This is a genomic window from Roseovarius sp. E0-M6, assembly GCF_037083845.1.
Classification (GTDB): Bacteria; Pseudomonadota; Alphaproteobacteria; order Rhodobacterales; family Rhodobacteraceae; genus Roseovarius.
In genome coordinates this window covers 465,203-490,565 of the sequence record NZ_JBAPLA010000001.1, presented here as the reverse complement: position 1 = coordinate 490,565, position 25,363 = coordinate 465,203, and the positions used below count along the sequence as shown (strand labels likewise).

General features: G+C 62.3%; 26 protein-coding genes. 6 read left to right on the top strand and 20 right to left on the bottom strand.

Features of this window, described 5'->3' with window-relative positions:
• Nucleotides 1–7: 7 nt before the first annotated feature.
• From V8359_RS02520 to V8359_RS02480, 9 genes are all read right to left on the bottom strand, one after another.
• Complete coding sequence (locus V8359_RS02520; RefSeq protein ID WP_336427130.1) at nucleotides 8–226, bottom strand: DUF5337 domain-containing protein; 219 nt, start codon at nucleotides 224–226, stop codon at nucleotides 8–10.
• A 12-nt stretch (nucleotides 227–238) separates the two neighbouring features.
• Nucleotides 239–1,147 (bottom strand): endonuclease, encoded by a 909-nt coding sequence (locus V8359_RS02515; RefSeq protein WP_336427128.1) that lies wholly within the window; start codon nucleotides 1,145–1,147, stop codon nucleotides 239–241.
• Between the two features lie 34 nt (nucleotides 1,148–1,181).
• Nucleotides 1,182–2,492: an NADH-quinone oxidoreductase subunit E gene (locus tag V8359_RS02510; RefSeq protein WP_336427127.1), complete on the bottom strand. Its 1,311-nt coding sequence runs from the start codon at nucleotides 2,490–2,492 to the stop codon at nucleotides 1,182–1,184.
• A 73-nt stretch (nucleotides 2,493–2,565) separates the two neighbouring features.
• The gene (locus V8359_RS02505) at nucleotides 2,566–3,279 is read right to left on the bottom strand and encodes a hypothetical protein (RefSeq protein WP_336427126.1); all 714 of its coding nucleotides are present in this window, start codon (nucleotides 3,277–3,279) and stop codon (nucleotides 2,566–2,568) included.
• Nucleotides 3,280–3,382: 103 nt separating this feature from the next.
• Nucleotides 3,383–4,600 carry an NADH-quinone oxidoreductase subunit D gene (locus V8359_RS02500; protein ID WP_336427125.1) on the bottom strand — a complete coding sequence of 406 codons (1,218 nt, stop codon included), beginning with the start codon at nucleotides 4,598–4,600 and terminating at the stop codon, nucleotides 3,383–3,385.
• Entirely contained in the window at nucleotides 4,600–4,815 is a 216-nt protein-coding gene (locus V8359_RS02495; RefSeq protein WP_336427124.1) for a hypothetical protein, read from the bottom strand. The genes V8359_RS02500 and V8359_RS02495 overlap by 1 nt, the downstream gene beginning before the upstream one ends.
• Nucleotides 4,812–5,417 carry an NADH-quinone oxidoreductase subunit C gene (locus tag V8359_RS02490; RefSeq protein WP_336427123.1) on the bottom strand — a complete coding sequence of 202 codons (606 nt, stop codon included), beginning with the start codon at nucleotides 5,415–5,417 and terminating at the stop codon, nucleotides 4,812–4,814. Before V8359_RS02490 ends, V8359_RS02495 begins: the two co-directional genes overlap by 4 nt.
• Before the next feature lie 23 nt (nucleotides 5,418–5,440).
• On the bottom strand, nucleotides 5,441–6,061 hold the full coding sequence (locus V8359_RS02485; protein WP_336427122.1) for a NuoB/complex I 20 kDa subunit family protein: 621 nt from the start codon (nucleotides 6,059–6,061) through the stop codon (nucleotides 5,441–5,443).
• A complete protein-coding gene (locus V8359_RS02480; protein ID WP_336427121.1) occupies nucleotides 6,052–6,417 on the bottom strand; it encodes an NADH-quinone oxidoreductase subunit A in 366 nt (121 codons plus the stop codon). The genes V8359_RS02485 and V8359_RS02480 overlap by 10 nt, the downstream gene beginning before the upstream one ends.
• A gap of 259 nt (nucleotides 6,418–6,676) precedes the next feature.
• Between V8359_RS02480 and V8359_RS02475 the strand changes: the two genes are divergently transcribed.
• Nucleotides 6,677–7,756: a CFI-box-CTERM domain-containing protein gene (locus V8359_RS02475; RefSeq protein ID WP_336427120.1), complete on the top strand. Its 1,080-nt coding sequence runs from the start codon at nucleotides 6,677–6,679 to the stop codon at nucleotides 7,754–7,756.
• Here V8359_RS02475 and V8359_RS02470 read toward each other — a convergent pair.
• The 6 genes from V8359_RS02470 to V8359_RS02445 form a co-directional block, all read right to left on the bottom strand.
• A complete protein-coding gene (locus V8359_RS02470) occupies nucleotides 7,747–8,541 on the bottom strand; it encodes a crotonase/enoyl-CoA hydratase family protein (RefSeq protein ID WP_336427119.1) in 795 nt (264 codons plus the stop codon). The two genes, V8359_RS02475 and V8359_RS02470, sit on opposite strands and share 10 nt — an antisense overlap.
• A 36-nt stretch (nucleotides 8,542–8,577) precedes the next feature.
• Nucleotides 8,578–9,429 carry a hydroxymethylglutaryl-CoA lyase gene (locus V8359_RS02465; protein ID WP_336427118.1) on the bottom strand — a complete coding sequence of 284 codons (852 nt, stop codon included), beginning with the start codon at nucleotides 9,427–9,429 and terminating at the stop codon, nucleotides 8,578–8,580.
• Nucleotides 9,430–9,431: 2 nt separating this feature from the next.
• On the bottom strand, nucleotides 9,432–10,094 hold the full coding sequence (locus V8359_RS02460; RefSeq protein WP_336427117.1) for a glutathione S-transferase family protein: 663 nt from the start codon (nucleotides 10,092–10,094) through the stop codon (nucleotides 9,432–9,434).
• A gap of 60 nt (nucleotides 10,095–10,154) precedes the next feature.
• Nucleotides 10,155–12,092 carry an acetyl/propionyl/methylcrotonyl-CoA carboxylase subunit alpha gene (locus V8359_RS02455; protein WP_336427116.1) on the bottom strand — a complete coding sequence of 646 codons (1,938 nt, stop codon included), beginning with the start codon at nucleotides 12,090–12,092 and terminating at the stop codon, nucleotides 10,155–10,157.
• A gap of 1 nt (nucleotide 12,093) precedes the next feature.
• The gene (locus V8359_RS02450; protein ID WP_336427115.1) at nucleotides 12,094–12,627 is read right to left on the bottom strand and encodes an O-acetyl-ADP-ribose deacetylase; all 534 of its coding nucleotides are present in this window, start codon (nucleotides 12,625–12,627) and stop codon (nucleotides 12,094–12,096) included.
• Between the two features lie 66 nt (nucleotides 12,628–12,693).
• Entirely contained in the window at nucleotides 12,694–14,304 is a 1,611-nt protein-coding gene (locus V8359_RS02445; RefSeq protein WP_336427113.1) for a carboxyl transferase domain-containing protein, read from the bottom strand.
• A 149-nt stretch (nucleotides 14,305–14,453) separates the two neighbouring features.
• Between V8359_RS02445 and V8359_RS02440 the strand changes: the two genes are divergently transcribed.
• A complete protein-coding gene (locus V8359_RS02440; protein ID WP_336427112.1) occupies nucleotides 14,454–15,068 on the top strand; it encodes an OmpW/AlkL family protein in 615 nt (204 codons plus the stop codon).
• Between the two features lie 23 nt (nucleotides 15,069–15,091).
• Here the strand turns inward: V8359_RS02440 and V8359_RS02435 are convergent, their stop codons facing one another.
• From V8359_RS02435 to V8359_RS02425, 3 genes are all read right to left on the bottom strand, one after another.
• Nucleotides 15,092–16,642, bottom strand: a complete 1,551-nt coding sequence (locus V8359_RS02435) for an AMP-binding protein (protein ID WP_336427111.1) — start codon at nucleotides 16,640–16,642, stop codon at nucleotides 15,092–15,094.
• A gap of 192 nt (nucleotides 16,643–16,834) precedes the next feature.
• Nucleotides 16,835–17,551 carry a flavodoxin family protein gene (locus V8359_RS02430; protein WP_336427110.1) on the bottom strand — a complete coding sequence of 239 codons (717 nt, stop codon included), beginning with the start codon at nucleotides 17,549–17,551 and terminating at the stop codon, nucleotides 16,835–16,837.
• A gap of 41 nt (nucleotides 17,552–17,592) precedes the next feature.
• On the bottom strand, nucleotides 17,593–18,756 hold the full coding sequence (locus V8359_RS02425; RefSeq protein WP_336427109.1) for an isovaleryl-CoA dehydrogenase: 1,164 nt from the start codon (nucleotides 18,754–18,756) through the stop codon (nucleotides 17,593–17,595).
• Between the two features lie 142 nt (nucleotides 18,757–18,898).
• Here V8359_RS02425 and V8359_RS02420 point away from each other — a divergent pair, with 142 nt between their 5' ends.
• Complete coding sequence (locus V8359_RS02420; protein WP_336427108.1) at nucleotides 18,899–19,369, top strand: pyridoxamine 5'-phosphate oxidase family protein; 471 nt, start codon at nucleotides 18,899–18,901, stop codon at nucleotides 19,367–19,369.
• Between the two features lie 11 nt (nucleotides 19,370–19,380).
• Here V8359_RS02420 and V8359_RS02415 read toward each other — a convergent pair whose 3' ends face one another.
• Nucleotides 19,381–20,595 carry a DegT/DnrJ/EryC1/StrS family aminotransferase gene (locus V8359_RS02415; protein ID WP_336427107.1) on the bottom strand — a complete coding sequence of 405 codons (1,215 nt, stop codon included), beginning with the start codon at nucleotides 20,593–20,595 and terminating at the stop codon, nucleotides 19,381–19,383.
• Between the two features lie 78 nt (nucleotides 20,596–20,673).
• Entirely contained in the window at nucleotides 20,674–21,342 is a 669-nt protein-coding gene (locus tag V8359_RS02410; protein WP_336427106.1) for an HAD-IA family hydrolase, read from the bottom strand.
• A gap of 143 nt (nucleotides 21,343–21,485) precedes the next feature.
• Between V8359_RS02410 and glmU the strand changes: the two genes are divergently transcribed.
• Genes glmU through V8359_RS02395 form a run of 3 tightly spaced genes read left to right on the top strand, consistent with a single transcriptional unit; the run spans nucleotide 21,486 to nucleotide 25,344 of the window.
• Complete coding sequence (gene glmU / locus V8359_RS02405) at nucleotides 21,486–22,841, top strand: bifunctional UDP-N-acetylglucosamine diphosphorylase/glucosamine-1-phosphate N-acetyltransferase GlmU (protein WP_336427105.1); 1,356 nt, start codon at nucleotides 21,486–21,488, stop codon at nucleotides 22,839–22,841.
• Nucleotides 22,841–24,661, top strand: a complete 1,821-nt coding sequence (gene glmS / locus V8359_RS02400; protein WP_336427104.1) for a glutamine--fructose-6-phosphate transaminase (isomerizing) — start codon at nucleotides 22,841–22,843, stop codon at nucleotides 24,659–24,661. The genes glmU and glmS overlap by 1 nt, the downstream gene beginning before the upstream one ends.
• The gene (locus V8359_RS02395; RefSeq protein ID WP_336427103.1) at nucleotides 24,658–25,344 is read left to right on the top strand and encodes a DNA alkylation repair protein; all 687 of its coding nucleotides are present in this window, start codon (nucleotides 24,658–24,660) and stop codon (nucleotides 25,342–25,344) included. The genes glmS and V8359_RS02395 overlap by 4 nt, the downstream gene beginning before the upstream one ends.
• Nucleotides 25,345–25,363: the final 19 nt, after the last annotated feature.

The window sequence follows — 25,363 nt, the reverse complement described above, 5'->3', positions numbered from 1 at the left end:
GACGCCCCTATCCCTGATTGTTCTGACGCAGACGCCAGATTTGAAAGATGATCCAGAATGCGAACACGAACCCGGCCAGCGCCATCAGGTCGAACAGAACCAGAAGCCGCTGGCTCCAGCCGTATTCCGCCCCGATCAGACCCGCAAGCACCCAAGCCACCGCGGTGATCGCGATGACAAGGGCGGCTTGCCGCCCCTTGCGGGCTTGTGTGTCGTCTTTGCTCATGCAGTCCGTCCGTCAATAGACATCGCCGTCCTCCACTTTCTTGGAAAAGTCCGTTTCGCCCCCCGCCGAGAGGGTCTTGGCCTGAGACACCCATTTGTCACGGCTCACGCGGCCCTTGAACCCCTTGAGATTCTGATCGACCCAAGCGACCTCGGCATCGTTCCATTTGGCGATCTGGTCAAAATGGTAAAAGCCCAGATCGTTGAGAAGCACCTCAAGCTTGGGGCCTACGCCCTTGATTTTCTTGAGATCGTCGGCACCATCACCGCGCGGCGCGCTCAGGGCCTCGGGGCGCGTGCCCTCGTCCTGCGACGGCATGGCGCCCACATCGCCGGTGTCGGATTTGGGCACCGTCTTGGTCGCGGGCGGCGGAACGGAGGCACCACTGGCTGTGGCCACGGCGGGCATCGCATCATTGGCAGGCTGCTTTGATCCGTTATCGGCTGACGTCGGTTTGGACTTTGGCGGTTTGGACTTTGGCGGTTTCTTGGGTGCGGCGGTCTTTTGGGTTTTGGCGGGTGCGGCATCGTCGTTACCGTCAGACCCCTTGTGGGCGTCTGCGACCTTCGCCGCCTTGACCGCCACGGGCTCAAGCGCGCTCGGGGCTGCGCCGGCCTCGGTGTCGGCGGTGGCAGAGGCGGTGCCCACGGGCGCGGCGTCTGTTTTGTCCTTGTTCACCTGATTGGTCGCCTGACGCGCTTCGCCGGACGATGGCGCGGACTGCCCGATTGCATCCTGACCCTTACGACAGAAAAGCTGGGTGAGCGCGAGACCGGCCAGAACGCCCAGAACGATAGCGATCAGAAGCGCGGCAAGCGTTCCGACACTTGACCAGATGAGATAGGCGCAGATCAGCCCGATCAGTGCGGCGACAAGCCAGCACACGAACGTGCAGGAATTCGATGGAGTGTTATTTGTCATTCTTGGTTCCCCCTAACGCGCCCGACCGACCCTGTCAGTAGACGCCTCCCTTTTTGACCCGGGAAGAGAACTCCGTCTCCTTGCCCTCGGCCAGCAGTTTTGCCTGCTCGACCCAATTGTCACGGCTCACCCGGCCGCGGAATCCCTCGAGATTGTCATCGACCCAAGCGACCTCGGCGTCGCTCCATTTTGCGATCTGGTCGAAATGGTAAAAGCCGAGATCGTGCAGCAGCCCTTCGAGCTTGGGGCCGACACCCTTGATCATCTTAAGATCGTCCGCCCCTGCCTTGCGCGGCGCTTTCATCGTGCGGGGCTTCTTGCCCTTGATCTGATCGGTCTGCTTGTCCGCCCCGGCGGGCACATCTTCGGCGGGCTTGGCCTTGCTTGCCTTGGGCAGGCTTGACGGGGTCTTGGCGGCCTTGGCCTCGGTTTTGGTTTCGGTCTTCGAGGCCGGACGCCCCTTGCCCTTTTTCTCAAGCTTTTTCGCAGCACTGTCCGAGACTTCGCGTTGCGGCTCTTCCTTGGCGGCGGGGTGGTCCTTGACCTTCTTCTCGGTGCGCTTTGCGGTCTTGGCCGGTGATTTCGAGAACCGCCCGCCTGTCGATTCGCCCGCAGCGGCGGGCGCGTGATTGACGCCCATGTCGCGCCACGGCGTCAGAAGCGGCACTTCGCTGCCATCTATCCGCTTGATCGTATCGTCTTGATCCACAGCGCGCTGCACGCTTGCGTTATACTGTGTCTTGCCGCTGTCGAATTCGATGAGCGACGTCAGCCCCGACGCGGGTTCTGAGGCGTAACGGCCGGTTTGCGAGCCGGGCACCGGCGCGTCTCCGTTGCGCAGGGCGTCGATGATCTCTCCCATCCGGTCGGCGCTCAGGTCTTCGTAATAGTCCTTGCCGATCTGGGCCATCGGCGCGTTGGCGCAGGCGCCAAGGCATTCCACCTCTTCCCAGCTCAGCTTGCCATCTTCGGAAAGCTCGTGCGGATTGGGCGCGATCTTCTCGCGGCAGACACCGATCAGGTCTTCTGCCCCGCAGATCATGCAGGACGTCGTGCCGCAGATCTGAACATGCGCCACCGAGCCCACCGGCTGAAGCTGAAACATGAAGTAAAAGGATGCCACTTCGAGCGCCCGGATATAGGCCATGTCGAGCATATCGGCCACCGCTTCGATGGCGGGGCGGGTGAGCCAGCCTTCCTGCTCCTGTGCGCGCCACAGAAGCGGGATGATGGCGCTGGCCTGACGGCCTTCGGGAAACTTGGCGATCTGCCCCTCGGCCCACGCCCTGTTGGCATCGGTAAAGGCAAAGGTTTCGGGTTGTTCGTGATACAGACGGCGAAGCATTACGCGTCCTCTCCTGTGCGATCGTTGCGCATGGCGCGGAGGCCCTGCGTTGGTGTCTTGGCCGAAATCGGGGTCATTGGCACCGTTCCCACAGCAGGATCAGTGTTTCCTCGTTTCCGTAATAAATGGCGTCGCCGTCGGTGACGAGCGCTTCAATCGCGATCTCGGTCGCCACGGGGTCAAGTCCCGCCTCGGCAATCTCAACCTCAAGATCGCGCGTGCCGATCCGGCAGTCATGCGCCGCCATGAAGGCGACGGTTGCGTCACGGTGATCGGGCACGACAGTCTTGGCCAGATCCTGTGCGCGCTCGCAGTGTGCGGGCTTAAGGCGAAGTTCGGTTCCGTCCGCCGAGGCGATCAGATCCTTGCCGCCCTCCATTTCCGCGCGCAACAGCGCCACGTCTTGGGAGGTCAGCGCATAGCGTAGCATCGTCCGATCAAGATCGGCCGCTGCAAGTGCGCAGTCCGCATTGGTGCCGAACCCCGCCAGAAACCGATCCCGCAAGCCGGGCTTGGGCCCTTGCTGACAGGCCGCTCCGCGCACCATGAGCGCATCGCCAATACGGGATGCCTTGCGCTGATCAACAAGGGTGAGAATGATCCGTTCACGCGTTTCAGCATCGGAATACCCAGCGTCGGTCAATGCAGCATCGGCATCGCGCAGAATACAGCCATTCTCTCGCGCAAGGTTGAGGACCGTATCATGGCCCGAGCTATCCATTGCGTGAACCGGGCCTCCGGCCGCGATCGCCAGCGCCGCCGCAGTTATGGCCGCACGCACGCTCATGCGCGGCCCCTGCCCGCGCGGCGACGCGCGGGCCGCACAGGGCGCCAGATGCAAAGCCCCGATGCGGTCAGGCACAGGATCAGGGTAAATGCCGCGACATCCATCACCTGTCGATCTCCCCGAAGACAACATCCATCGTGCCGATGATTGCCGCCACATCAGCGAGCTGATGGCCGCCCGCGACATGATCCATCGCTTGAAGGTGAAGGAAGCCCGGCGCGCGTAGCTTGACCCGGTAGGGCTGGTTCGTGCCATCGGCCACGAGGTAGACACCGAATTCCCCCTTGGGCGCCTCGACGGCGGCGTAAACCTCGCCTTCCGGCACATGGAACCCTTCGGTATAAAGCTTGAAGTGATGGATCAGCGCCTCCATCGAGGTCTTCATGTCGGACCGGGACGGCGGAGTGACTTTCCCGCGCGAGAGGATATCGCCCTGCCCTTCGGGCGCGCGAAGCTTCTCGACCGCCTGCTGGATGATCGAGAGCGACTGGCGCATCTCTTCCATCCGCACGAGGTAGCGATCATAGCAATCGCCGTTCTTGCCCACCGGGATCTGGAAGGAGAATTCGTCATAGCATTCATAGGGCTGCGCGCGGCGCAAATCCCATGCCAGCCCCGAGCCGCGCACCATCACACCCGAGAACCCCCAATCGAGGATGTCCTTCTCGGTCACGACGCCAATATCGGCGTTGCGCTGTTTGAAGATGCGGTTCTCGGTCAGAAGCCCGTCGATATCCGCCAGAACCTTGGGAAATTCCTCGGCCCATGTCTCGATATCGTCGATAAGGTCCGGCGGCAGGTCCTGATGCACCCCGCCGGGGCGGAAATAGGCCGCGTGCAGACGCGCGCCGCAGGCCCGCTCGTAGAAGATCATCAGCTTTTCACGCTCTTCGAACCCCCAGAGCGGCGGGGTCAGCGCCCCCACGTCCATCGCTTGCGTCGTGACGTTCAGAAGGTGGCTGAGGATACGTCCGATTTCTGAATAGAGCACGCGGATCAACTGTGCCCGGCGCGGCACCTCGACACCGGTCAGCCGTTCGATGGCCAGACACCAGGCATGCTCCTGATTCATCGGCGCCACATAGTCGAGCCGGTCCAGATAAGGCAGGTTTTGCAGGTAGGTGCGGCTTTCCATCAGCTTCTCGGTGCCGCGATGCAAAAGACCGATATGCGGGTCACACCGCTCGACGATCTCTCCGTCAAGTTCGAGAACAAGGCGAAGCACCCCATGCGCCGCAGGGTGTTGCGGGCCGAAGTTTATGTTGAAGTTGCGGATCCGCTGTTCGCCCGTCAGAGCGTCTTCGAATTTCGAACCGTCCATTAGCCACGTCCTCCGTCAAGCTTGTCGCGGAATGCCATGACCCAAAGCAGGATCAGCGCCCCGAGCGGGATGATCGAAACGAGGCTCACCCAGTTCGGAATGCCGAATTTCGGCAAGAGCCTCCAGAAAGGGATGACAACCAAGGCAGCAAAGATCAGCATGATGATTATGCCGCCGCCACCCATGCCGCCACCCATGTTGTAGCCTCCCATCATTTCGCCTCCTCCTTCTCATCGCCCGGAAGGATGTATTCCGCCCCTTCCCACGGGCTCATGAAGTCGAACTGACGGTATTCCTGCACGAGCTTCACCGGCTCATACACGACGCGCTTGAGCGCTTCGTCATAGCGAACTTCGGTATAGCCAGTGGTCGGGAAATCCTTGCGCAGCGGGTGCCCGCGAAAGCCGTAATCGGTGAGGATGCGGCGCAGGTCCGGGTGGCCCGAAAAGAGGATGCCGAACATGTCGAACACCTCGCGTTCGAACCAGTTGGCCGAGGGGTGAATTCCGGTGATCGAGGGCACGAGATCTTCCTCGCGCGCAGCAACCTTCAGGCGGATGCGATGGTTCTGATACATGCTGAGGAAATGATAGACCACCTCGAACCGCTTGGACCGCTCGGGATAGTCGACCGCCGTGATATCGACCAATGTCGAAAAGCGGCAGGTCTGATCACTTCTCAGGAAATCCACGAGCCCCACGATGTTGGGCTGTGCCACATCGACGGTCAGCTCCCCGTTGTCAACATGCCAGCCCAGCACGCAATCATTGCGCTTGGCCTCAAGATACTCGCCCAGTTCGGTCATGGCGTCACTCATTGTGTCATCCCCTCCCCCGCGCCTCAGCGCACGATGGTCCCGGTGCGGCGAATGCGGCGCTGAAGCTGCATGATGCCGTATAGCAGCGCCTCGGCGGTGGGCGGACAGCCGGGCACGTAGATATCGACAGGCACGATCCGGTCACATCCACGCACAACCGAATAGCTGTAATGGTAGTAACCGCCACCGTTGGCGCAGGATCCCATCGAGATCACATAGCGCGGCTCGGGCATCTGATCATAGACCTTGCGCAGGGCCGGCGCCATCTTGTTGGTGAGCGTGCCCGCCACGATCATCACGTCCGATTGTCGCGGAGAGGCGCGCGGCGCGACGCCGAACCGCTCGGCATCATAGCGCGGCATTGAGGTGTGCATCATCTCGACCGCGCAGCAAGCCAGCCCGAATGTCATCCAGTGCAGGCTGCCTGTGCGGGCCCAGTTGATCAGATCATCGGTGGTGGTCAGCAGGAACCCCTTGTCCTGAAGATCGGCGTTCAGGGCCTGCGTGGTCACGTCCGGATCAGGGCCGGCTCCGTATTGACCATAGGCTTCGGGAACGGAGGGGCCGGATTTCACCCGGTCGCTCTGCACGCCGTCGCCCATCGTCTTGGTGACAAGCGCCTTGTCGTTGTCATTCACTCCCATTCCATGGCCCCCTTCTTCCACTCATACGCGAACCCCGCAGTCAGCACCGCAAGGAACACCATCATCGACCAGAACGCCAACATACTGATGTCCTTGAACGCCACGGCCCACGGAAACAGCATCGCGATTTCCAGATCGAAGATGATGAAAAGGATCGCGACAAGATAGAAGCGCACATCGAACTTCATCCTCGCGTCGTCAAAGGCATTGAACCCGCATTCATAGGCGCTGACCTTTTCGGGGTCGGGAGACCGCACCGCGACGATGACAGCAGCAAGGATCAGAACAATCCCAAGTCCTACGGCAACGCCCAGAAACACGAGGATCGGAAGGTATTCTCTCAGCAACTCGTCCAAGGTGTGGCTCCTTTCACGCGCGCGCCCCCGAGGGCTGCGCCGTCAGATGGCTGCATGGGTCTTGTTCCGGGTTTAGCGTTGGCCCCCGGCAGGGTCAACCAAGGCGCGCGGTTTTGCCACCGCTTTTGAAGGCTTGGGCCGGTTTTTCAGCCTCCACCCCGGCGCCGGGGCGATCCGGCTAATTTCTGGCGACTGTTGATCGGTCCGATCAAATTGCTAATCTCAAGGTCGATTTCAAAGCAGCCAAAGGTTTTGCACTATGTTGTTCACCCGTCGTCGCCTCCTGAAAGGTTTCGCCGCCACAGGCCTTGCCACCGGCGCCACCCCGGTTTTTGCCAAGATCGACAAGACCGTGTGCGACCTCGAGCGCGACCATCGCGGCTGGCGGCTCGGTCTACGTATGCGAGCACAATATGACAGTGCCGATACTCTTGAGGGGCTGGCGGCCTATATCCGCCTCAAACACATGTCTTCGGGCCTGAGGTTAAATCTGCGCACAGGGCGGCCCGATGCGGTTTTTGACTCCCTGAACCGCGATTACGTGCCACTTGTCAATTACAAGACTGATGACATCCTGCCCCTGTTCACGCCACGCCTTCAGCCCGAGGGGCCAGAAACGGTCAGCAGCTTCCTCCTTATAGAGAATCCGGATACCGGCGATGAAAAATACGTCATTTGGGATCACATCCCCAAACTGTCCTGCGACGAAAACGAAGCGCTGACCTGCACCAAAGCCGAACTGAGCGACACCCCCACCTCTACCCTTGGCTGGAGTCGCAAACGGCGCACTCCGGCACATGAAGCGGCCACGGTGTTCAGCCAATTGTTCAAGACCGACCGCCCCAAGGTTCATGTGGGCTATTACGACCGGTTTGAGGACACGTGGGCCCGCTTCGCGGTTTATGACCTTGACACCACGGGCCTTCGTCAGGCGGTCGACGATCTGATCAGGGACGGAAACGAAAGGCTTCTGTCGCGGCCGCTCGATGTGTGTGGCACGCCCGAAGACTTTGAGCCCTGCTTTCTGACCACCGCCTGTTGCACCCAAATGGGGCGCGGCGATGATTGCGCCGAGTTGCGCGCATTGCGACGGTTCCGGGACGGGTGGCTTGCGCGGCATCCGCAGGGTGCGACGCTCATTGCCGAATATTACCGCACCGCGCCGGGCATCTGCGCCGCCATCGCGCGGGATGCTCAGGGCGCGCGGCGTTTTCGAGCGCTTTACTGGGGCACGATCCTGCCATGTGTTGCCGCGATCAGGCTGGGAGCGAACGGACTGGCCTTCCGTCTTTATTGCCGAATGATGCGCCGCCTTCAGGCCGCCTATCCTCAGGTCTGATCCGGGTCTGCCCACTGCGGTTTGCGTTTGTCAAAGAACGCGCCAATTCCTTCCTGCGCCTCCTCACCCGCCCAACAGCGGGCCAATTCGTCCATCGTATGCGCGATGATCGGCTCATCGATGCGGGGACCAAGGGCACGCAGAAGCGCCTTGGCCCGCCCCACCGCCTCGGGCGCACAGGACAGGTAAGGCGCGACTTCGGCCTCGATTGCAGCGTCGAGATCGGTTTCCGGCGCCGTCTGCGCCAGAAGGCCCAGCCGCACCGCCTCGTCCGCACCGAACCGGCGGCCCGACATAAAGACACGCCGCGCATTCGCCTCGCCCATGCGGGCCGCTACGTATGGGCCGATCGTGGCCGGGATCAGGCCCAGCCGGGTCTCCGTCAGGGCCATGTGCATGCCCTGAACCCCGATGGCCACGTCACACACACTGGCAAGGCCGACGCCGCCACCAAAGGTATTGCCGTGCAGCCGCCCGATAAGGGGCTTGGGCAATGTGTTGAGTGCCTGAAGCATATAAGCGAGTTTCGCAGCCTCGCGTGATCTTGCTACGGGGGCGGCCTCGAACTGCTCGCGCATCCAGCCAAGGTCGCCCCCGGCGCAGAACGTCTTGCCGCGCGCCGCCAGAATGATCACGCGAACCTCCGCATCACGGCCCAGCGCATCCGCGGCCTCGTGCAACTCTGCGATCATTCGCGCAGACATCGCATTGTGCTTCTCGGCCCGGTCAAGCCAGAGTGTCGCCACTCCGCGCCCGTCGTGTTCAACGGTGATGGTCTCGTACATATGCCGCCTCCTGTCGCGTGTCGTCGTTCATCGGGTTCATCCGGTGCGCATCGCGCGGGCCATTTCGGCCGCACGGCTGAGCACCGCAGGATCAAGCCCGGTCTCATGCCCCAAGGCGGTAAGGCGATCATGCACCGCCTCGGTCGCCACGTTGCCCGCCGCGCCGGGCGCATAGGGGCACCCGCCCAAACCACCGACCGCGGCGTCGAACACCCGGAGCCCATGCCCGAGCGACGTCTCGATATTATCGAGCGCCCGTCCCCCGGTGTCGTGATAATGTCCGGCCAGACGATTGGCCGGAACAACCGAGGTCACGCTGCGCAACATGGCATCAATCCCATCCGGCGTCGCGCGCCCGACCGTGTCACCAAGGCTGATTTCATAGCATCCCATATCAAAGAGCGCGCGCGCAACCCGCGCCACCTGTTCGGGGGGAACGAGGCCGTCAAACGGGCATTCAACCACGCAGGACACATATCCGCGCACAGGTATCGATGCCGCCTGCGCCGCGTCGGCCACAGGTCTGAACCGTGCGAGGCTTTCTTCGATGCTCGCGTTGATATTGGCGCGGCTAAAACCTTCGGATGCGGAGCCGAAGATCGCCACTTCGTCCGCTCCTGCCGCGCGCGCATCCTCAAAGCCGCGCATGTTCGGGGTGAGTGCGGCATAGGACACGCCGGACGCGCGTTTGATCCCGGCAAGAACCGCGCCCGAGCCGGCCATTTGCGGCACCCATTTGGGGCTGACGAAGCTCGCGACTTCGATCCGCGCGAACCCCGCCTCGCTCAGGCAATCGATCAGAGCGATCTTTTCGGCCACAGGGATTTCGCGTGTTTCGTTCTGAAGGCCGTCGCGGGGTCCGACTTCGAATATCTCGACCTTGGTCATCGTCACACCTCAGGCACGGGATAGAAATCCCGGTCATAAAAGTCCTGCTCTCCGTCCCTTGCGCGGGCGGCGCGGAACGCGGCGCGCGACGCCAGCCGTTCGGAATAGCCGCGCAGTCGGGGAAACGGCTCCATCTTCACGTAATAAGGCACCGCGAAAAGGTTGAAGCCCATCATCGCGTCCGCCGCCGAGAACCTCTCGCCCAGAAGATACTCACGCCCTTCGAGCATGGCCTCCATCCCGGTCAGCGTGGCGCGCAGCCGCGCTGTGGTAAGCTTGATCACCACGGGTGAGGCATCGGCCGGATCGCGCAGGAACACGTGCTGAAGGTTCAAAAACTCGATAAGGCTTGCCATCGTCTCGGCAAAGCCCAGCGCCTCGAGATAGCGGGCGCGGTCAGCCGGCCCCGGACCGGGGGCAAGCCCTGCGTCAGGATAGGTTTCACACAGGTATTGCACGATGGCCCCGCTTTCACAGATCACCGTGCCCTCTCCAAAATCGAGCGCGGGCACCCGCCCTGCCGGAGACAGCGACAGAAAATCAGGCGTCCGCAAAGACCCGTCACGGATGGAATAGCTCCTGACCTCGTAATCAAGGCCCAGTTCCTCAAGAAGCCAAAGCACACGGAATGAGCGTGAAAAGGGCACATGGTGCAATGTGATCATTGGCCAGTCTCCTCTGGGGTGGGCAGTTTGGGCGTGTGGGTCACGTTAGGTGCTCCCTGCTCATGCGTCATCCTCCAGCCGGACAAGCGGCGCACCCGCCGCCACCTGCGCGCCGGTCTCGGCAAGCACCTCGGCCACGACGCCGTCGCGCGCGGCCAGCAGCGAATGCTCCATCTTCATCGCCTCAAGAACAGCAAGCCGGTCCCCTTCACGCACGCTTTGCCCCGGTTGGGCGAGCATCACCTTGACCAATCCGGGCATTGGCGCTTCGATCAGGCTCGCGTCGCCATGCGCATAGGCGGCACGCTTCAGCGGATCGACAATATCAAAGCTTATCCCATAGCCGCGAAAGACGCTCACCAGACCATCGGTCACCGTCACCTCTGGTGCGATCGCGCCATCAAGTTGCCAGCGGTCGCCGATACGGCGCGCCTTGACCACATCGCCATCAATCGCGACGTCATGCGCATCCGCGCTGTGCGACCGCACGGTGACCGTGATATCCGCCTCGTCCCGCCGCAACAGGATCTGGCGGTTGAGCGGCCCCCAGAGCGTGAAGCCGGTGGTGGATTCCTGCGCATCCAGAAGCCCCAGCGCGGCCAACGCGGCCAACGCCACATCGGACGCCGCCGGATCGGCCTCGCGCACCAAAGCGTCCAGATCGCGGGCGATAAGCCCGGTATCCACGTCACCACGCGCGAATCCCTCGTGCCGGGCCAGCGCACCAAGAAAGGCAAGGTTCGTCACCGTTCCAGCCACTTCTGTCCGGTCGAGCGCCGCATCGAGCCGGCGCAGCGCGGTGGCCCGTGTCGGGCCATGCACCACGATCTTGGCGATCATCGGGTCATACCACGGACTGATTTCGTCGCCCGTGCGCACGCCGCTGTCGGCCCGCACCCCGACCGGAAACCGCAGATGTCCAAGATGTCCGGTCGCGGGCAAAAACCCCTTCGGCACGTCCTCGGCATAAAGGCGGGCCTCGAAGGCGTGGCCGGTGATCGTCAGATCCTCTTGCCGGGCGGGCAGCGCCTCACCGCTGGCGACCCGCAATTGCCATTCCACCAGATCAATGCCGGTGATCGCCTCGGTCACCGGATGTTCGACCTGAAGCCGGGTGTTCATCTCCATGAACCAGAACCCGTCGGTCCGTAGGCCGTCCGATCCGTCCACGATGAATTCAACGGTGCCCGCCCCCTTGTAACCAATGGCCTCGGCGGCGCGCACAGCGGCGGCGCCCATCGCGGCGCGCACCTCTTCGGGCATGCCCGGCGCCGGGGCCTCCTCGATCACCTTCTGGTGGCGCCGCTGAAGCGAGCAGTCGCGCTCGAACAGATGCACCGCATTCTTTCCGTCACCGAAAATCTGCATCTCGATATGGCGCGGCTGCTGAATATACTTCTCGATCAGAACCTCCTTGTTGCCAAAGGCGGTCGCGGCCTCACCCTGCGCACTGATCAGCGCGTCGGCAAAATCCTCGGGGTGCTCGACAAGGCGCATCCCCTTGCCACCGCCGCCCGCCACGGCCTTGATCAACACTGGATAGCCGATCTCCTGCGCCCGATCAGCGAGCATTTCGGCATCCTGCTCTGCACCGTGATACCCCGGCACCACAGGCACGCCAGCTTCTTCCATAAGCTTCTTGGCAGCGTCCTTGAGGCCCATCGCCCGGATCGCGCGCGCCGAGGGGCCGATGAATGTCAGGCCCGCCGCCTCGACCGCGTCGACGAAATCGGGGTTCTCACTGAGAAACCCATAGCCGGGATGGATCGCCTGTGCGCCGGTCGCGCGCGCGGCGTCGATGATCGCATCGCCCCGCAGATAGCTGTCGGCCGGGGCGGCGCCGCCTATGTGCACCGCATGGTCCGCCATCTCGACATGTTTCGCGGCCCGGTCGGCGTCCGAATAGACGGCCACCGTGCGCACGCCCATGGCGCGGGCGGTTTCGATCACCCGGCAGGCAATTTCGCCTCGATTGGCGATCAGGATCGTGTCAAACATCTCAGCCCTCTTTCTTGTCGGCCTCGCAGGATGCGAGCGCCTTTCGGTGATGCCCGGCGCTCTCATCCGAAAAACAGCACAGGATCACCTTTTTCATGTTTTCACAGTCCGGCAGCACCTCGCATAGCGTGTCCACGGCCACCTGTGCCGCACGGTCTGGCGGAAATCCGTAAACACCTGTCGAAATCGCCGGAAAGGCCAGTGTTTTGCACTTGAGCCCGTCCGCCTTTTCCAGCGCGACGCGGTAGCACGAGGCAAGAAGCGCGTCCTTTTCCGCCTTGTCCCCGCCCCATACCGGACCCACCGCATGGATCACCCACGACGCCGGAAGATCATGCCCGCCGGTGACTTTCGCATCGCCGGTTTCACAGCCATTCAGGCCTTTGCATTCCTCAAGCAGCCCGGGGCCTGCCGCGCGATGAATCGCCCCGTCAACGCCACCGCCACCTTTCAGCTGCTTGTTGGCGGCATTGACGATGGCATCAACTTCGAGCGTGGTGATATCAGCGACGATGACGTCGATTTCTGCTGGCATGAACTCATCCTCGGTGACGTCCAATGTCTCATCATTGGAAACGGTTTGGTGTCGGCGATGTTTCCCTCACATCCTGAACACGCCGAAGCGCGTTTCCTCAATGGGCGCATTCAGCGCGGCTCTGAGCGACAGCGCCAGAACTTCCCGGCTTTTGCGTGGATCGACGATGCCGTCATCCCACAGTCGCGCACTGGCATAGAGCGGGTGGCTCTGGCGCTCGAACATCTCGACGGTGGGGCGCTTGAACTCGGCCTCCTCCTCGGGCGCCCACGTGCCGCCCTTGCGTTCGATGGCGTCGCGCTTGACGGTGGCCAGCACGCCCGCCGCCTGTTCCCCGCCCATCACGCTGATCCGGCTGTTGGGCCATGACCACATGAAGCGTGGCTGATAGGCCCGGCCCGACATCCCGTAATTCCCCGCGCCAAAACTTCCGCCCACGACCATGGTCACCTTGGGGACCGACGTTGTGGCCACCGCCGTCACCATCTTGGCGCCATGGCGCGCGATGCCTTCGTTCTCATACTTTCGGCCGACCATGAAGCCGGTAATGTTCTGTAGAAACACCAGCGGAATCTTGCGTTGACTGCACAATTCTACGAAATGCGCACCCTTCGAGGCGGCTTCGGAAAAGAGCACGCCGTTATTGGCCACGATACCCACCGGACACCCCTCGATATGTGCGAACCCCGTGACCAGCGTCTCTCCGAAGCGGGCCTTGAACTCGTCAAAGCGTGAGCCGTCCACCACCCGGGCAATCACCTCGCGGATGTCATAGGGCGTGCGCAGGTCCGCAGGCACCGCCCCCAGAAGCTCTTCGGGATCATAGGCGGGTGGCTCGGGTGACTGCATTTGAATGCCGGAGGCCGCCATGCCGCCTCCGTTCAGATGACCGACGGCGCGCCGCGCCAGCGCCAAAGCATGCGCGTCATCCTCGGCCAGATAGTCGGCCACGCCCGAAAGCCGGGTGTGAACGTCGCCACCGCCAAGATCCTCGGCGGTCACCTCCTCGCCCGTTGCCGCCTTCACCAGCGGCGGACCGGCCAGAAAGATCGTGCCTTGATCCTTCACGATGATCGTCACGTCCGACATCGCGGGCACATAGGCGCCCCCGGCGGTGCAACTGCCCATCACCACGGCGATTTGCGGGATGCCCTTCGCGCTCATCCGGGCCTGATTGTAGAAAATCCGTCCGAAATGGTCGCGGTCCGGGAACACCTCGTCCTGATTGGGCAGGTTCGCACCGCCACTATCCACCAGATAGATACAGGGCAGGCGGCATTCCTCGGCGATCTCCTGGGCGCGCAGGTGCTTCTTGACGGTCATCGGGTAATAGGTGCCGCCTTTCACCGTGGCGTCGTTGCAAACAACCATGACCTCGCGGCCCTGCACCCGGCCCACCCCGGCAATGACACCGGCACAAGGCGCGGCCCCGTCATAAAGCCCGTGTGCGGCCGTGGCCCCCACCTCGAGGAACGGGCTGCCGGGATCAAGCAGGTTGGCCACCCGGCGACGCGGCAGCATCTTGCCACGCTCCTCATGTCGGGTGCGCGCGGCCTCTCCACCGCCCAAAGCGGCCATCGCTGCCGCCTCTTGCACCACGTCCAGAGCGGCAAGATGCGCCGCGCGATTGGCGGAGAAATCCTCTGACCCGGTGAGAATCTTGCTTTCGAGTTTCATGAAACCCCGTCCTTTCGGATTGTGTGATCATAGCGGTCGCGCCTCAAAATGCTGCGCTGCGGAATTATTTTCCCAAACTGATTTGAATCAAGGCCGTGAAACATGCCGCATGGCAGAATCCCCGCGAGCTTGAACAGAAGGGACAAAAAATGAAGACGCTCAAGATTCTGGCCTGCACGGCCGCGCTCGCGGCGCTGTCCGCGCCTGCCTTCGCCCAATCCAAGGGGGATTTCACCTTGGGTCTCGGCGTACACTCGGTGATGCCGCGCGACTCCAGCAGCACCACGACCGCCGGACAGATCACGGTTGACGAAAACATCCGCCCCACCGTGACAGTCGAATATTTCGTCGCCGACAACATCGGCGTTGAGCTTCTGGCTGCGTGGCCGTTCGAACATGACATCAAGCTTCAGGGCGCGGGCAAGGTTGGCCGGACCAAGCACCTGCCGCCCACCCTGTCGCTTCAGTATCACTTCACGAACTCGAGCAACCTGACCCCATTCGTGGGCCTTGGCGTCAACTATACGACGTTCTTTGACGACACCGGTGTCGGCGCACTGGCCGGTCAGCGCCTCGATCTTGATGATTCCTGGGGCATCGCGGCCCATGCCGGCGTCGACTACAAGGTCAGCGACCGGGGCGCACTGCGTCTTGATGTGCGCTACATCGACATCGAAACCGACGTGAAGGTGAACGGCGCCAGCATCGGCACGGTCAAGATCGACCCGTGGGTCATCGGTGCCGCCTACGTGATGAAGTTCTGAACCATATGTGAGAGGGGCGGTTATCATGGCCGCCCCTCCGCTACGGCACGCGCCTTAAGCTCCTTGCGGATCACTTTGCCGGTCACCGTCATCGGAAGCACATCCAGAAAGTCGATTTCTCTTGGATATGAATATCTTGCAAGTCGATCTTTGACCCACTCCTGCAAATCTTTGGCCACGCTTTCGGATGGGTTCACGCCACCTCTCAGCACGACATAGGCCTTGACGATCTCGGTTCTCAGCGGGTCGGGTTTTCCCACAACCCCCACGGTCGCGACGGCCTCGTGAGTGAGCAGACAATCCTCGATCTCGGCGGGACCGATGCGGTAGCCCGCGCTGGTGATCACATCATCCTCGCGCCCCACGAAGCGCAGGAAATCGCCCTCCCAAATACCGCGATCGCCGGTCAGCATCCAATCGCCACGATATTTATCGGCAGTTTGCTCGGGCCGGTTCCAGTATTCGAGCATCATCGAGGCTGATCCGCGCCGGACCGCCACATCCCCCTCGGCCTCGGTCGGTGCGCCATCGGCATCGATCACCGCCACGTCATGCCCCGGAACCACGCGCCCGATACACCCTGGTCGCGGTGCGAAAAGATCAGAGCATGAGCAGGCCACGAGGTTGCATTCCGTCTGGCCGTAGAACTCGTTGATGGTCAGGCCAAATGCCTTGCGCCCCCATTCGAGCATCTCCGCGCCCAGCGGCTCTCCTCCGCTGCCGATGCTGCGAAGCCCCGCGACCCGCGCGTCTTCCGCCTTGAGCATACGCAGGGCCGTAGGTGGAAAAAACACATTGTTTACAGAGCCATCCTGGATGATCTTCTGGCACTCCGCGACCGAGAACTTGGTCATGCGCGCCGCCACCACGGGCACCCCCAACGCAAGGCCCGGCATCAGGATGTTGAACAGCCCGCCGATCCAGGCCCAGTCCGCCGGAGTCCAGAGGCAATCACCCTCTTGCCCCAGGAAATTGCAGAAAAGTTCGGTTCCCGGCATATGCCCGGTCAGAACCCTGTGCCCATGCAGGGCGCCTTTCGGGCTGCCGGTGGTGCCGCTCGTATAGATCAGAACCGCCGGCGTTTCGGGCCCGGTTTCCATGGTCTCGAACGGGGCATCACTGAGCGGCACATCCTCGGGAATGACCGCCTGCTGAGCGTCAAGCATGGCCGCCCCCTCGGGATCAGTCACGACAAGACGCGCGCCCGCATCACCCACCCGGCTGAGCAAAGCATCCCGCATGAAAAGCTTGAACAAGGGTATTGAAATCGCGCCGATTTTCCAGATCGCGATATGCGCCGCCGCGCACCAGGCCCCCTGACTGCGGAGCACACCCACCCGGTCGCCCGGGCGGACGCCCCGAACCACGAGATCATGCGCAAGCCCATCGGCCATCCGGCGCAACGCACCATAGCTCACGTCGTGCCGGCCCTTGGTAAGGTCGATGATCGCCGTGCGCCCAGGGTCACGCGCGGCCCAATCGTCACACACCTGCGCCGCCATGTTGAGCCTTTCGGGCAGGTTCCAGGCAAAGCCCGCTCGCAGGGTTTCATATGTATCTGCTCGGTTCAGCATTGCCGCGCGTCCCGGTCTCTGAGCGGGCCGGGCGCCTGCTGATCACGGCAAGGGATCTCGCATCTTGTCAGTGTCATGTCCGATCGCTCCGGTCAAAAATCCGCATTCAGCCGCGCGCAACGAGGTCCGCCGAAAAGCCCGGCGCCGTGGCGCGCATGGCCAGCGGCATGAATGCGGCACCCCGTGAAACACTCATGCTCTGTAATCCGGGTTTTCGTAATCAAACCTGCACCCCGCCTCGAAGGCCCGGCGGTCGTTGCCTTCGTTCGGGTATCCTCCGGCAGACTTTAAAATCCGCGCCAGATGCATGAGGTTCCAGGTCATGATCGTGGTATTGCGGCGAGTGAAATCATTGTCGAACCCCACCGGGCCGCCATCGGTGTCGTCCCCATAGGAGGGCCCCGGCCCGGCCTCTCCGATCCAGCCGCAATCGGCCTGTGGCGGGATGGTATAGCCCAGATGGCTGAGCGCATAGCCAAGGGTCATGGCGACATGCTTGATCCCGTCCTCATTGCCGGTCACGACGGTGCCGCCCACTTTGCCGTAAAAGACCGACTGCCCCTTGTCGTTGAGTTCGGCGCTCATCCCGTAAAGCCGCTCGATCAAGACGCGGCAGACGCTGCTTTCCTCGCCCAGCCAGATCGGACTGCCGACAACCAGAATATCGGCCGCCTTCACCTTTTCCCAGATCGCGGGCCAGTCGTCGCTGTCCCAGCCATGTTCGGTCATGTCGGGATAAACACCGGGTGGCACGGTATGATCCAGCAGATGCAGATGCTCGACCGTGACGCCGTTCTTTTCCATGATGTCACCAGACGCCTGCATCAAAAGACGCGTGTGGCTGTTGCCCGCCACCTTTTTCAGCGAGGTGTTTACATATAGTGCGGTCAGTTCTTTGACATCGCTCATTTTTCGGACTCCCTTCAGGTTCGGGCCCGTGGGGTGCGGGGTCAGGCCATCGCCCCCATCAGTTCCCGCCCCACCAGCATCCGACGGATTTCGCTTGTCCCCGCGCCGATCTCCATGAGCTTGGCATCGCGAAAGATGCGTGCGACGGGCGCATCGTTGAGAAAGCCCGCACCGCCCATGGCCTGAACGGCCTGATGCGCCTGAACCATGGCCTGTTCGCTGGCATAAAGACAACAGGCGGCGGCGTCCTGACGGGTCACGTCGCCGCGATCACAGGCTTTGGCCACCTCGTAGACATAGGCCCGCGCGCTGTTCATTGCCGTATACATATCGGCGATCTTGCCTTGCATAAGCTGGAAGCTCCCGATCGGCTGACCGAACTGTTTGCGCTCGGCCATGTAGGGCATGATTTCATCCAGACAGGCGGCCATGATGCCGGTCCCGATTCCGGCCAGAACGACGCGCTCGTAATCTAGCCCCGACATCAGAACGGCAACGCCCCGCCCCTCTTCGCCCAGAACATTCTCGAACGGCACTTCCACGCCGTCAAAGATCAGCTCGGCGGTATTGCTGCCACGCATGCCCAGCTTGTCGAAATGCGGTGAAGTCGAGAATCCCGTCATGTCCTTTTCGATGAGGAACGCGGTGATTCCCTTTGCCCCTGCTTCGGGGTCGGTCTTGGCATAGACGACAAGCGTATCGGCATTAGGGCCGTTGGTGATCCAGTATTTATTGCCACTCAGCCGGTAATGATCGTTGCGCTTTTCCGCGCGCAGTTTCATCGATACGACGTCGCTCCCGGCGCCCGCCTCGGACATGGCCAGCGCGCCTACATGCTCACCGCTGACAAGGCCCGGAAGATACTTTGCCTTTTGCGCCTCGGTCCCGTTCAGCTTGATCTGATTCACGCACAGGTTTGAGTGCGCGCCATAGCTCAGGCTGACCGAGGCACTGGCGCGGGCAACCTCTTCAACCGCCACGACATGCGCGAGATAGGACATGTCGGCGCCGCCATACTCTTCGGAAACGGTGATGCCGAGCAGGCCAAGCTCACCCATTTCGCGCCAAAGTTCGGCAGGGAACACGTTATCACGGTCGATATCGGCGGCCATTGGCCTGACCCGTTCCTGCGCCCAGCGGTGGACCATCTCGCGCAGGGCATTAACGTCCTCGCCCAGATCAAATTGCATCGCCGCATTGAACATGGTTCCGGCCTCCGGAATTTATTGAACACTTGTTCATTTATATGCCTCGCGCAGGCTTTCGTCAATGCCGACATCGGGGCCCGGAACCATAGGCTGCTCCGCACGTTGGGCGTTCAAAGCAGACACGAAAAGGAGCAAGGCGATGAGCGACGACCTCAAGACCATATTCTGGGAGCGCATGACCAATATTCGGGCTGGCATGTTGTCACCCGAGGGGGGCGATCCACGCCCGATGGCACATACCCCCCGTCCCGACGATCACGCCCTTTGGTTCATCACGGCGGACGGCACGGATGTGGCCGACGCCGCCAAGGCGGGCAAGGCCGCGCGCCATATCGTCGCGTCGTCGGGCGGCCATCTATATGGTTGGATCGACGGCATTCTCGCCGCCGAGGAAAACCCCGAGAAGCTTGACGATATTTGGTCGCCCATGGCGGCGGCATGGTTTGATGAAGGGCGCGAGGACGAAGACATCTGCCTTGTGAGCTTTCGACCCACCAAGGCCGAGCTTTGGTCCACGGACGGAATGGCCAAGACCCTTTACGAGTTCAGCAAGGCAGGTCTCGGTGGCGGCAAGCCCGATGTGGGCGAACACGGCGTGGTGACCTTCTAAGCCTCAAAGGATCAGGCGGGGCGCCTGACCGCGCCCTGCCCCTGCCAGACGGCGCCCACCTCGGCCCGGATGATCCGCGCGATTAGCGCACAATCCTCAAGACTGAAGGTTAATGGCAGCCGCATATCAACGATACTTTTCAAGATTCGGTCGGTTTCGGGCATGGCGCGCGACGGAGCATAGCGCCAGCTGTCATAGCGGCTCGTGAATCCTTTTGGTTCCGCACCGCCGAACCACTTCAGTTCGACACCGCGCGCGGCACAACGACTGAGCACATCTTCGATGGCGTCATCGCTCCAGTCCAACAGCAGAAACTGGATGGACGAGCCGACATAGCTTTCTTCCTCGGGCCTCTCGATCACGGTCAGGCCCGGCGTGCCGCCAATCCCGTCCTCGACCACGCGATACCTGTCATTCCACTTCTGGCATTGCGCGTCGAGCCGTGCGAGTTGCGGTCGCAGGATTGCGGCGCGAAGATTGTCCATGCGGCCCGAGACGTTGGGCGTGTCGTATTTCACCCGCTCGAAAACCTCTTCGTCGGGCACCGTGCCGTGACGGCCATACAGCATGTAAGACCCCGACAGAATCGCCGCGCGCGCCATGACCTCCTCGTCATCGGTGACGAGCAATCCACCCTCGCCCGAGTTGAGGTGCTTGTAGGTTTGGGTCGAATAGCACCCGATCAGGCCGCCACGGCCCGAGGGCCGCCCTTTCCACGCCGCACCCATCGTGTGAGCACAATCCTCGATCACGATAATCCCGTGCGCGGTGCAGATATCCATGAGGCGATCCATGTCGGCAAGATGCCCGCGCATATGGCTCAGCATCAGGACACGCGCCTCGCCGGCCTTCGCGTCAAGATCGTCAAGGTCGATGGTCAGGTTTTCGGTCACCCCCACGAAAACCGGCACGGCATTCACGCTCGCGATTGCGCCCGGCACCGGCGCCAGCGTGAAGGCATTGGTCAGCACACGCTCACCCGGCTTCACCCCGACCGCGCGCAGCGCGCAGGCAAGGGCATACCCCCCCGACGCCACCGCCAGCGCGAACCGCGCTCCGGTCACCGCCGCGAATTCGCGCTCAAGCTCTCCGACCTCTCCCACCTCGTCGCCGACGAGATTATAGCGGTGCAACCGCCCGCTTCGCATCACGTCAAGAGCCGCGGCAATCCCGTCCTCCGGGATCGGCTCCTGCTGGGTGAACACGCCTTTGAAAACTTCGCTCATCGTTCGAGAGTGCAACCGCCCGCGGTCCGCGTCAATCACCCGACCGCGTTTTCGTTTTCTCCGATGTCGGGTTTCGCATTAGCCGATGAAGCGGCGCACGACGCCGGCCAACTCGTCGAAATGGCCAATGGTCGCTTCGGGCTCAAGCGCGAGGATATCCTCCCCGCCCGGCCCGAAGCTCACAAGGATCGACGGCACGCCAGCGGCGCGCGCGGTGTCCCGGTCGGTCACGGTATCGCCGACAAGCACAGCCCGCGTCGGATCACCGCCCGCGCGCCGCGCCGCTTCGCGGAGGGGTTCGGGGTCGGGCTTGCGCACAGGAAGCGTGTCAGCACCGATCAGGGCGTCGAAAGCGTCGGTCACACCCAGACGGGTCAGCAAAAGCTTGGCCAGGTATTCCGGTTTGTTGGTGCAAATCGCCACCTTGTAGCCATCCGATCTGAGCGCCGCCACACTGTCCAATGCACCGGGGTAGAAGGTCGTATAGGCGTCGATCGCGGTCTCGTAGTGGTCAAGAAGTGGCTTGTAGTGGCGATCCACCAGCGCGATATCGCCGCCCCGGCCCAGCCGCTCGAACCCGAGTGTCAGCATGGCACGACCCCCGCGCAATGCGATTCCCGCGTCGCGCACCGGGTCAAGCTGATCAGCCTCACCAATGGACCGGAAGCACGCATTGGCGGCAGCGATAAGATCGCCACTGGTATCCGCGAGCGTCCCGTCGAGATCAAAAATGACCGCCCTGCCCATCAGCGTGATGCCTGCCTGATGCCACTCAGCATGATTTCGCCCATCCCTGTCACACTTCGCAATCTCATTTGATCCTTAACCGGCTTGCAACCGCACCACCAGCCGTTAAACCGAGAGAAAATTTTGCAATTACGGGAATCCTCATGAGCATCGCATTGATCGTGCTGGCCGCCGGCAAGGGCACGCGCATGAAATCCGACCATCCCAAGGTTCTTCACCGGATCGCGGGCGCTCCGATGCTGCACCATGCGTTGCGCGCTGGCGGGGCATTGTCGCCCGACCGCACGGTCGTGGTGGCGGGTCACGGATCCGAGGCGGTCGCGGATGCCACCAAAGACTTCGACACGCACGCCGACATTGTGCTTCAGACTGAACAGCTTGGCACTGCGCATGCCGTGGCACAGGCGGGCAACGCCCTAAAGGATCATGCGGGCGATGCCGTGGTGCTCTATGGCGACACACCCTTCATCAGCCCCGAGACGCTTACCCGCATGGCCAAGGCCCGCGACGGGCACGACGTGGTCATTCTGGGGTTCGAAGCGGCCGATCCGGGCCGCTACGGACGGCTCGTCATGCAGGGTGATACGCTTGAGAAGATTGTCGAATTCAAGGATGCGGGCGTGCGTGAACGCGCCATAACCTTCTGCAATTCGGGCGTGGTCATGGCGCGAACAGAGACGCTTTTCTCTCTTGTCGACGCGGTGGACAACGAGAATGCCTCCGGCGAATACTACCTGACCGACATCGTCGAGGTGGCGCGCGCACGGGGGCTTTCGGCCACGGCCATCGCCTGTGACGAGGCCGAAACCCTCGGCGTCAATTCCCGCTCCGATCTGGCCGTGGCGGAAGAGGTGTTCCAATCCGCCAAACGCCGCGCCCTGATGGATAAGGGCGTGACACTGACCGCGCCCGACACCGTGTTCTTCGCGTATGACACCGAGATCGAAAGCGATACGGTGGTGGAACCGCATGTCGTCTTCGGTCCCGGCGTCAAGATAGATGCAAATGTTCAGGTTCGCGCCTTTTCCCATCTCGAAGGGTGCCGCGTGGCGGCAGGCGCGGTGGTCGGTCCCTATGCGCGCCTGCGCCCCGGCACCGATCTGGCTGCGGGCACACGCATCGGCAATTTCGTCGAGATCAAGAACGCAACACTCGCGCAAGGCGCCAAGGTCAATCACCTGAGCTATATCGGCGATGCGAGTGTCGGCACAGACTCGAACATCGGCGCCGGCACCGTCACCTGCAATTACGACGGCGTGATGAAGCACCGCACCGTGATCGGCGACCGTGTTTTCATAGGGTCCGACACGATGCTTGTGGCCCCCGTTACAATCGGGGACGAGGCGATGACCGGCTCGGGGTCGGTCATCACGCGCGACGTGGCCGAAGGGGCACTTGCCATCGCCCGTCCCGAACAGGTTGAAAAACCCGGTATGGCCCGAAAATTGTTCGAAATTCTTAAATTGAAAAAGCAAAAACGCCTTTCAGGAGAGTCATAATGTGCGGAATTGTCGGTGTCTTGGGCCTTCACGAAGTCGCCCCCCTGCTCGTCGAGTCCCTCAAGAGGCTTGAATATCGCGGCTATGACAGCGCCGGAATTGCCACGGTAAACGATGGTCGGCTTGACCTTCGCCGCGCGGTCGGCAAGCTGGTGAACCTGTCTGATCTTCTGGTGCACGAACCGCTCGCTGGCAAAGCGGGCATCGGGCACACCCGCTGGGCCACCCATGGCGCGCCGACACTCGGCAACACGCACCCCCACCGTGCCGGGCCGGTGGCCGTCGTGCATAACGGCATCATCGAGAATTACCGGGAATTGCGGGCGGAGTTGTCGGAGGCGGGCATCGGCCACGAAACCGAAACCGACACCGAGACGGTCGCGCTCATGGCCAACCACATGCTCGCACAGGGCAAAAGCCCCGAGGAGGCCGCCCATGCCACCATCGCGCGGCTTGAAGGTGCATATGCGCTGTGTTTCCTTTTCGACGGCGAAGAGGATCTTTTGATCGCCGCGCGCAAGGGTAGCCCGCTGGCCATCGGATATGGTGAGGGGGAGATGTTCGTGGGCTCCGATGCCATCGCGCTCGCTCCCATGACCGACCGGATTTCCTATCTCGAGGAGGGCGACATCGCGGTTGTCACCCGCCAGACCGTGCGCATTGTGGACGCACAGGGCGAACTGGCCAACCGTGAGGTCCGCACGATCCGCATCGACAACACGTCGGTGGACAAGGCAGGCCACAAGCATTTCATGGCAAAAGAGATTTCCGAACAGCCCGTGGTCATCTCCGAGGCGCTGAGCCATTACATCGATCCCGAAGCAAGCGAGATCGTGCTTGGGGCCGACATCGACTTCCGCGCCATCAACCGCATGACGATGGTCGCCTGCGGCACCGCGTTCTATGCCTGTCTCACGGCAAAATACTGGTTCGAGCAATTGGCCGGGCTGCCCGTCGAGGTCGATATAGCCTCTGAATTCCGCTACCGTCAGCCCCCGGTGACCGATGGCACAGCCGCCCTTTTCGTAAGCCAGTCGGGCGAAACCGCCGATACGCTCGCGGCGTTGCGCTATTGCGCCGGGCGGGCAGATACCATTCTGTCGGTGGTCAATGTCCCCGAAAGCTCGATCGCGCGCGAAAGCGACGTCGCCCTGCCCATTCTGGCGGGGGTCGAGATCGGCGTTGCGTCGACCAAGGCGTTCACCTGTCAGCTGACCGTGCTGCTGCTCATGGCGATCAAAGCCGCACACGCCCGCGGCCGCCTCGATGCGGACCAAATGGCGGACCTGATCGCGGGCCTGCGCAACCTGCCGTCGGTGCTCAACGTCGCGCTCGAAGCGGAAGACGAGATTGCCGCCGTGTCGCAAAAGCTGTCCAAGGCCAAGGACGTGCTTTTCCTCGGACGGGGCCTCATGTATCCGCTCGCGCTTGAAGGATCTCTTAAACTAAAGGAAATCAGCTATATACACGCCGAAGCTTATGCATCTGGTGAGCTCAAGCACGGCCCCATCGCGCTCATTGACGAAAAGATGCCCGTGGTCGTCATGGCCCCCAAGGACAGCCTGTTCGACAAGACCATCTCCAACATGCAGGAGGTCATGGCACGCGGTGGCAAGGTGCTTCTCGTGACCGACGAGGCGGGCCGCGCCGAAGCGAGCGATGGCGTCTGGGAGACAATCGTGATGCCCACTGTCCAAGAGGTGCTTGCCCCTATCGTCTACGCGATCCCGGCCCAGCTTTTGGCCTATCACACGGCGGTCGCCAAGGGCACCGATGTGGATCAGCCACGCAACCTTGCCAAGTCCGTCACCGTCGAATGACACCTGACGCCGCACTTGCCCGTATCGAAGCATTGGCCGAACCCGGCCGCGCCGAGGGTATGGCCGCGCATCACAAGGTGCCGCGCCGCTATATCGGCGTGCCCAATACCGCGCTGAACGATCTGGCAAAAGAATGGCGCCAAACGCTGGATGTGCCCGAACGCGTGGCCCTCGCGGATGGGCTATGGAAGATGAACGCGTTTGAAACCCGGCTTGTTGCCGCCAAGCTTTTGACGCAGGCGCGGATCGCGTCCGATGAGGATGTGTGGCGCCTCATCGTGTCGTGGCTGCCGGATTTCGATAGCTGGGCCATCGCGGATCACGCGATGATGGCGGGTCAAAAGCGCCTTGTCGCCAGCCCCGACCGCATCGACGAGATCGAAACCTGGACGCTGAGCGGATCGCATTGGATACGCCGCGCCGCGATGATCATCACCCTTCCCTACACCAAACAGAACCACCCCAAGCCGCAAGAGCTTGCCATTCGCGAACGTGTGCTGGGATGGGCGGCGATCTATGTGCGGGACTCTGAATGGATCATTCAGAAATCAGTGGCTTGGTGGCTGCGTGATCTGTCCAAGCACGCGCCGGACCGTGTCGAGACGTTCCTCGCCGAGAACGCCAGCCACATGAAGCCGTTCGCCCGCAAGGAAGCTCAGAAGCACATGCCCAAACGCGCGTGAGCGCCCGCCGCCCGGACAC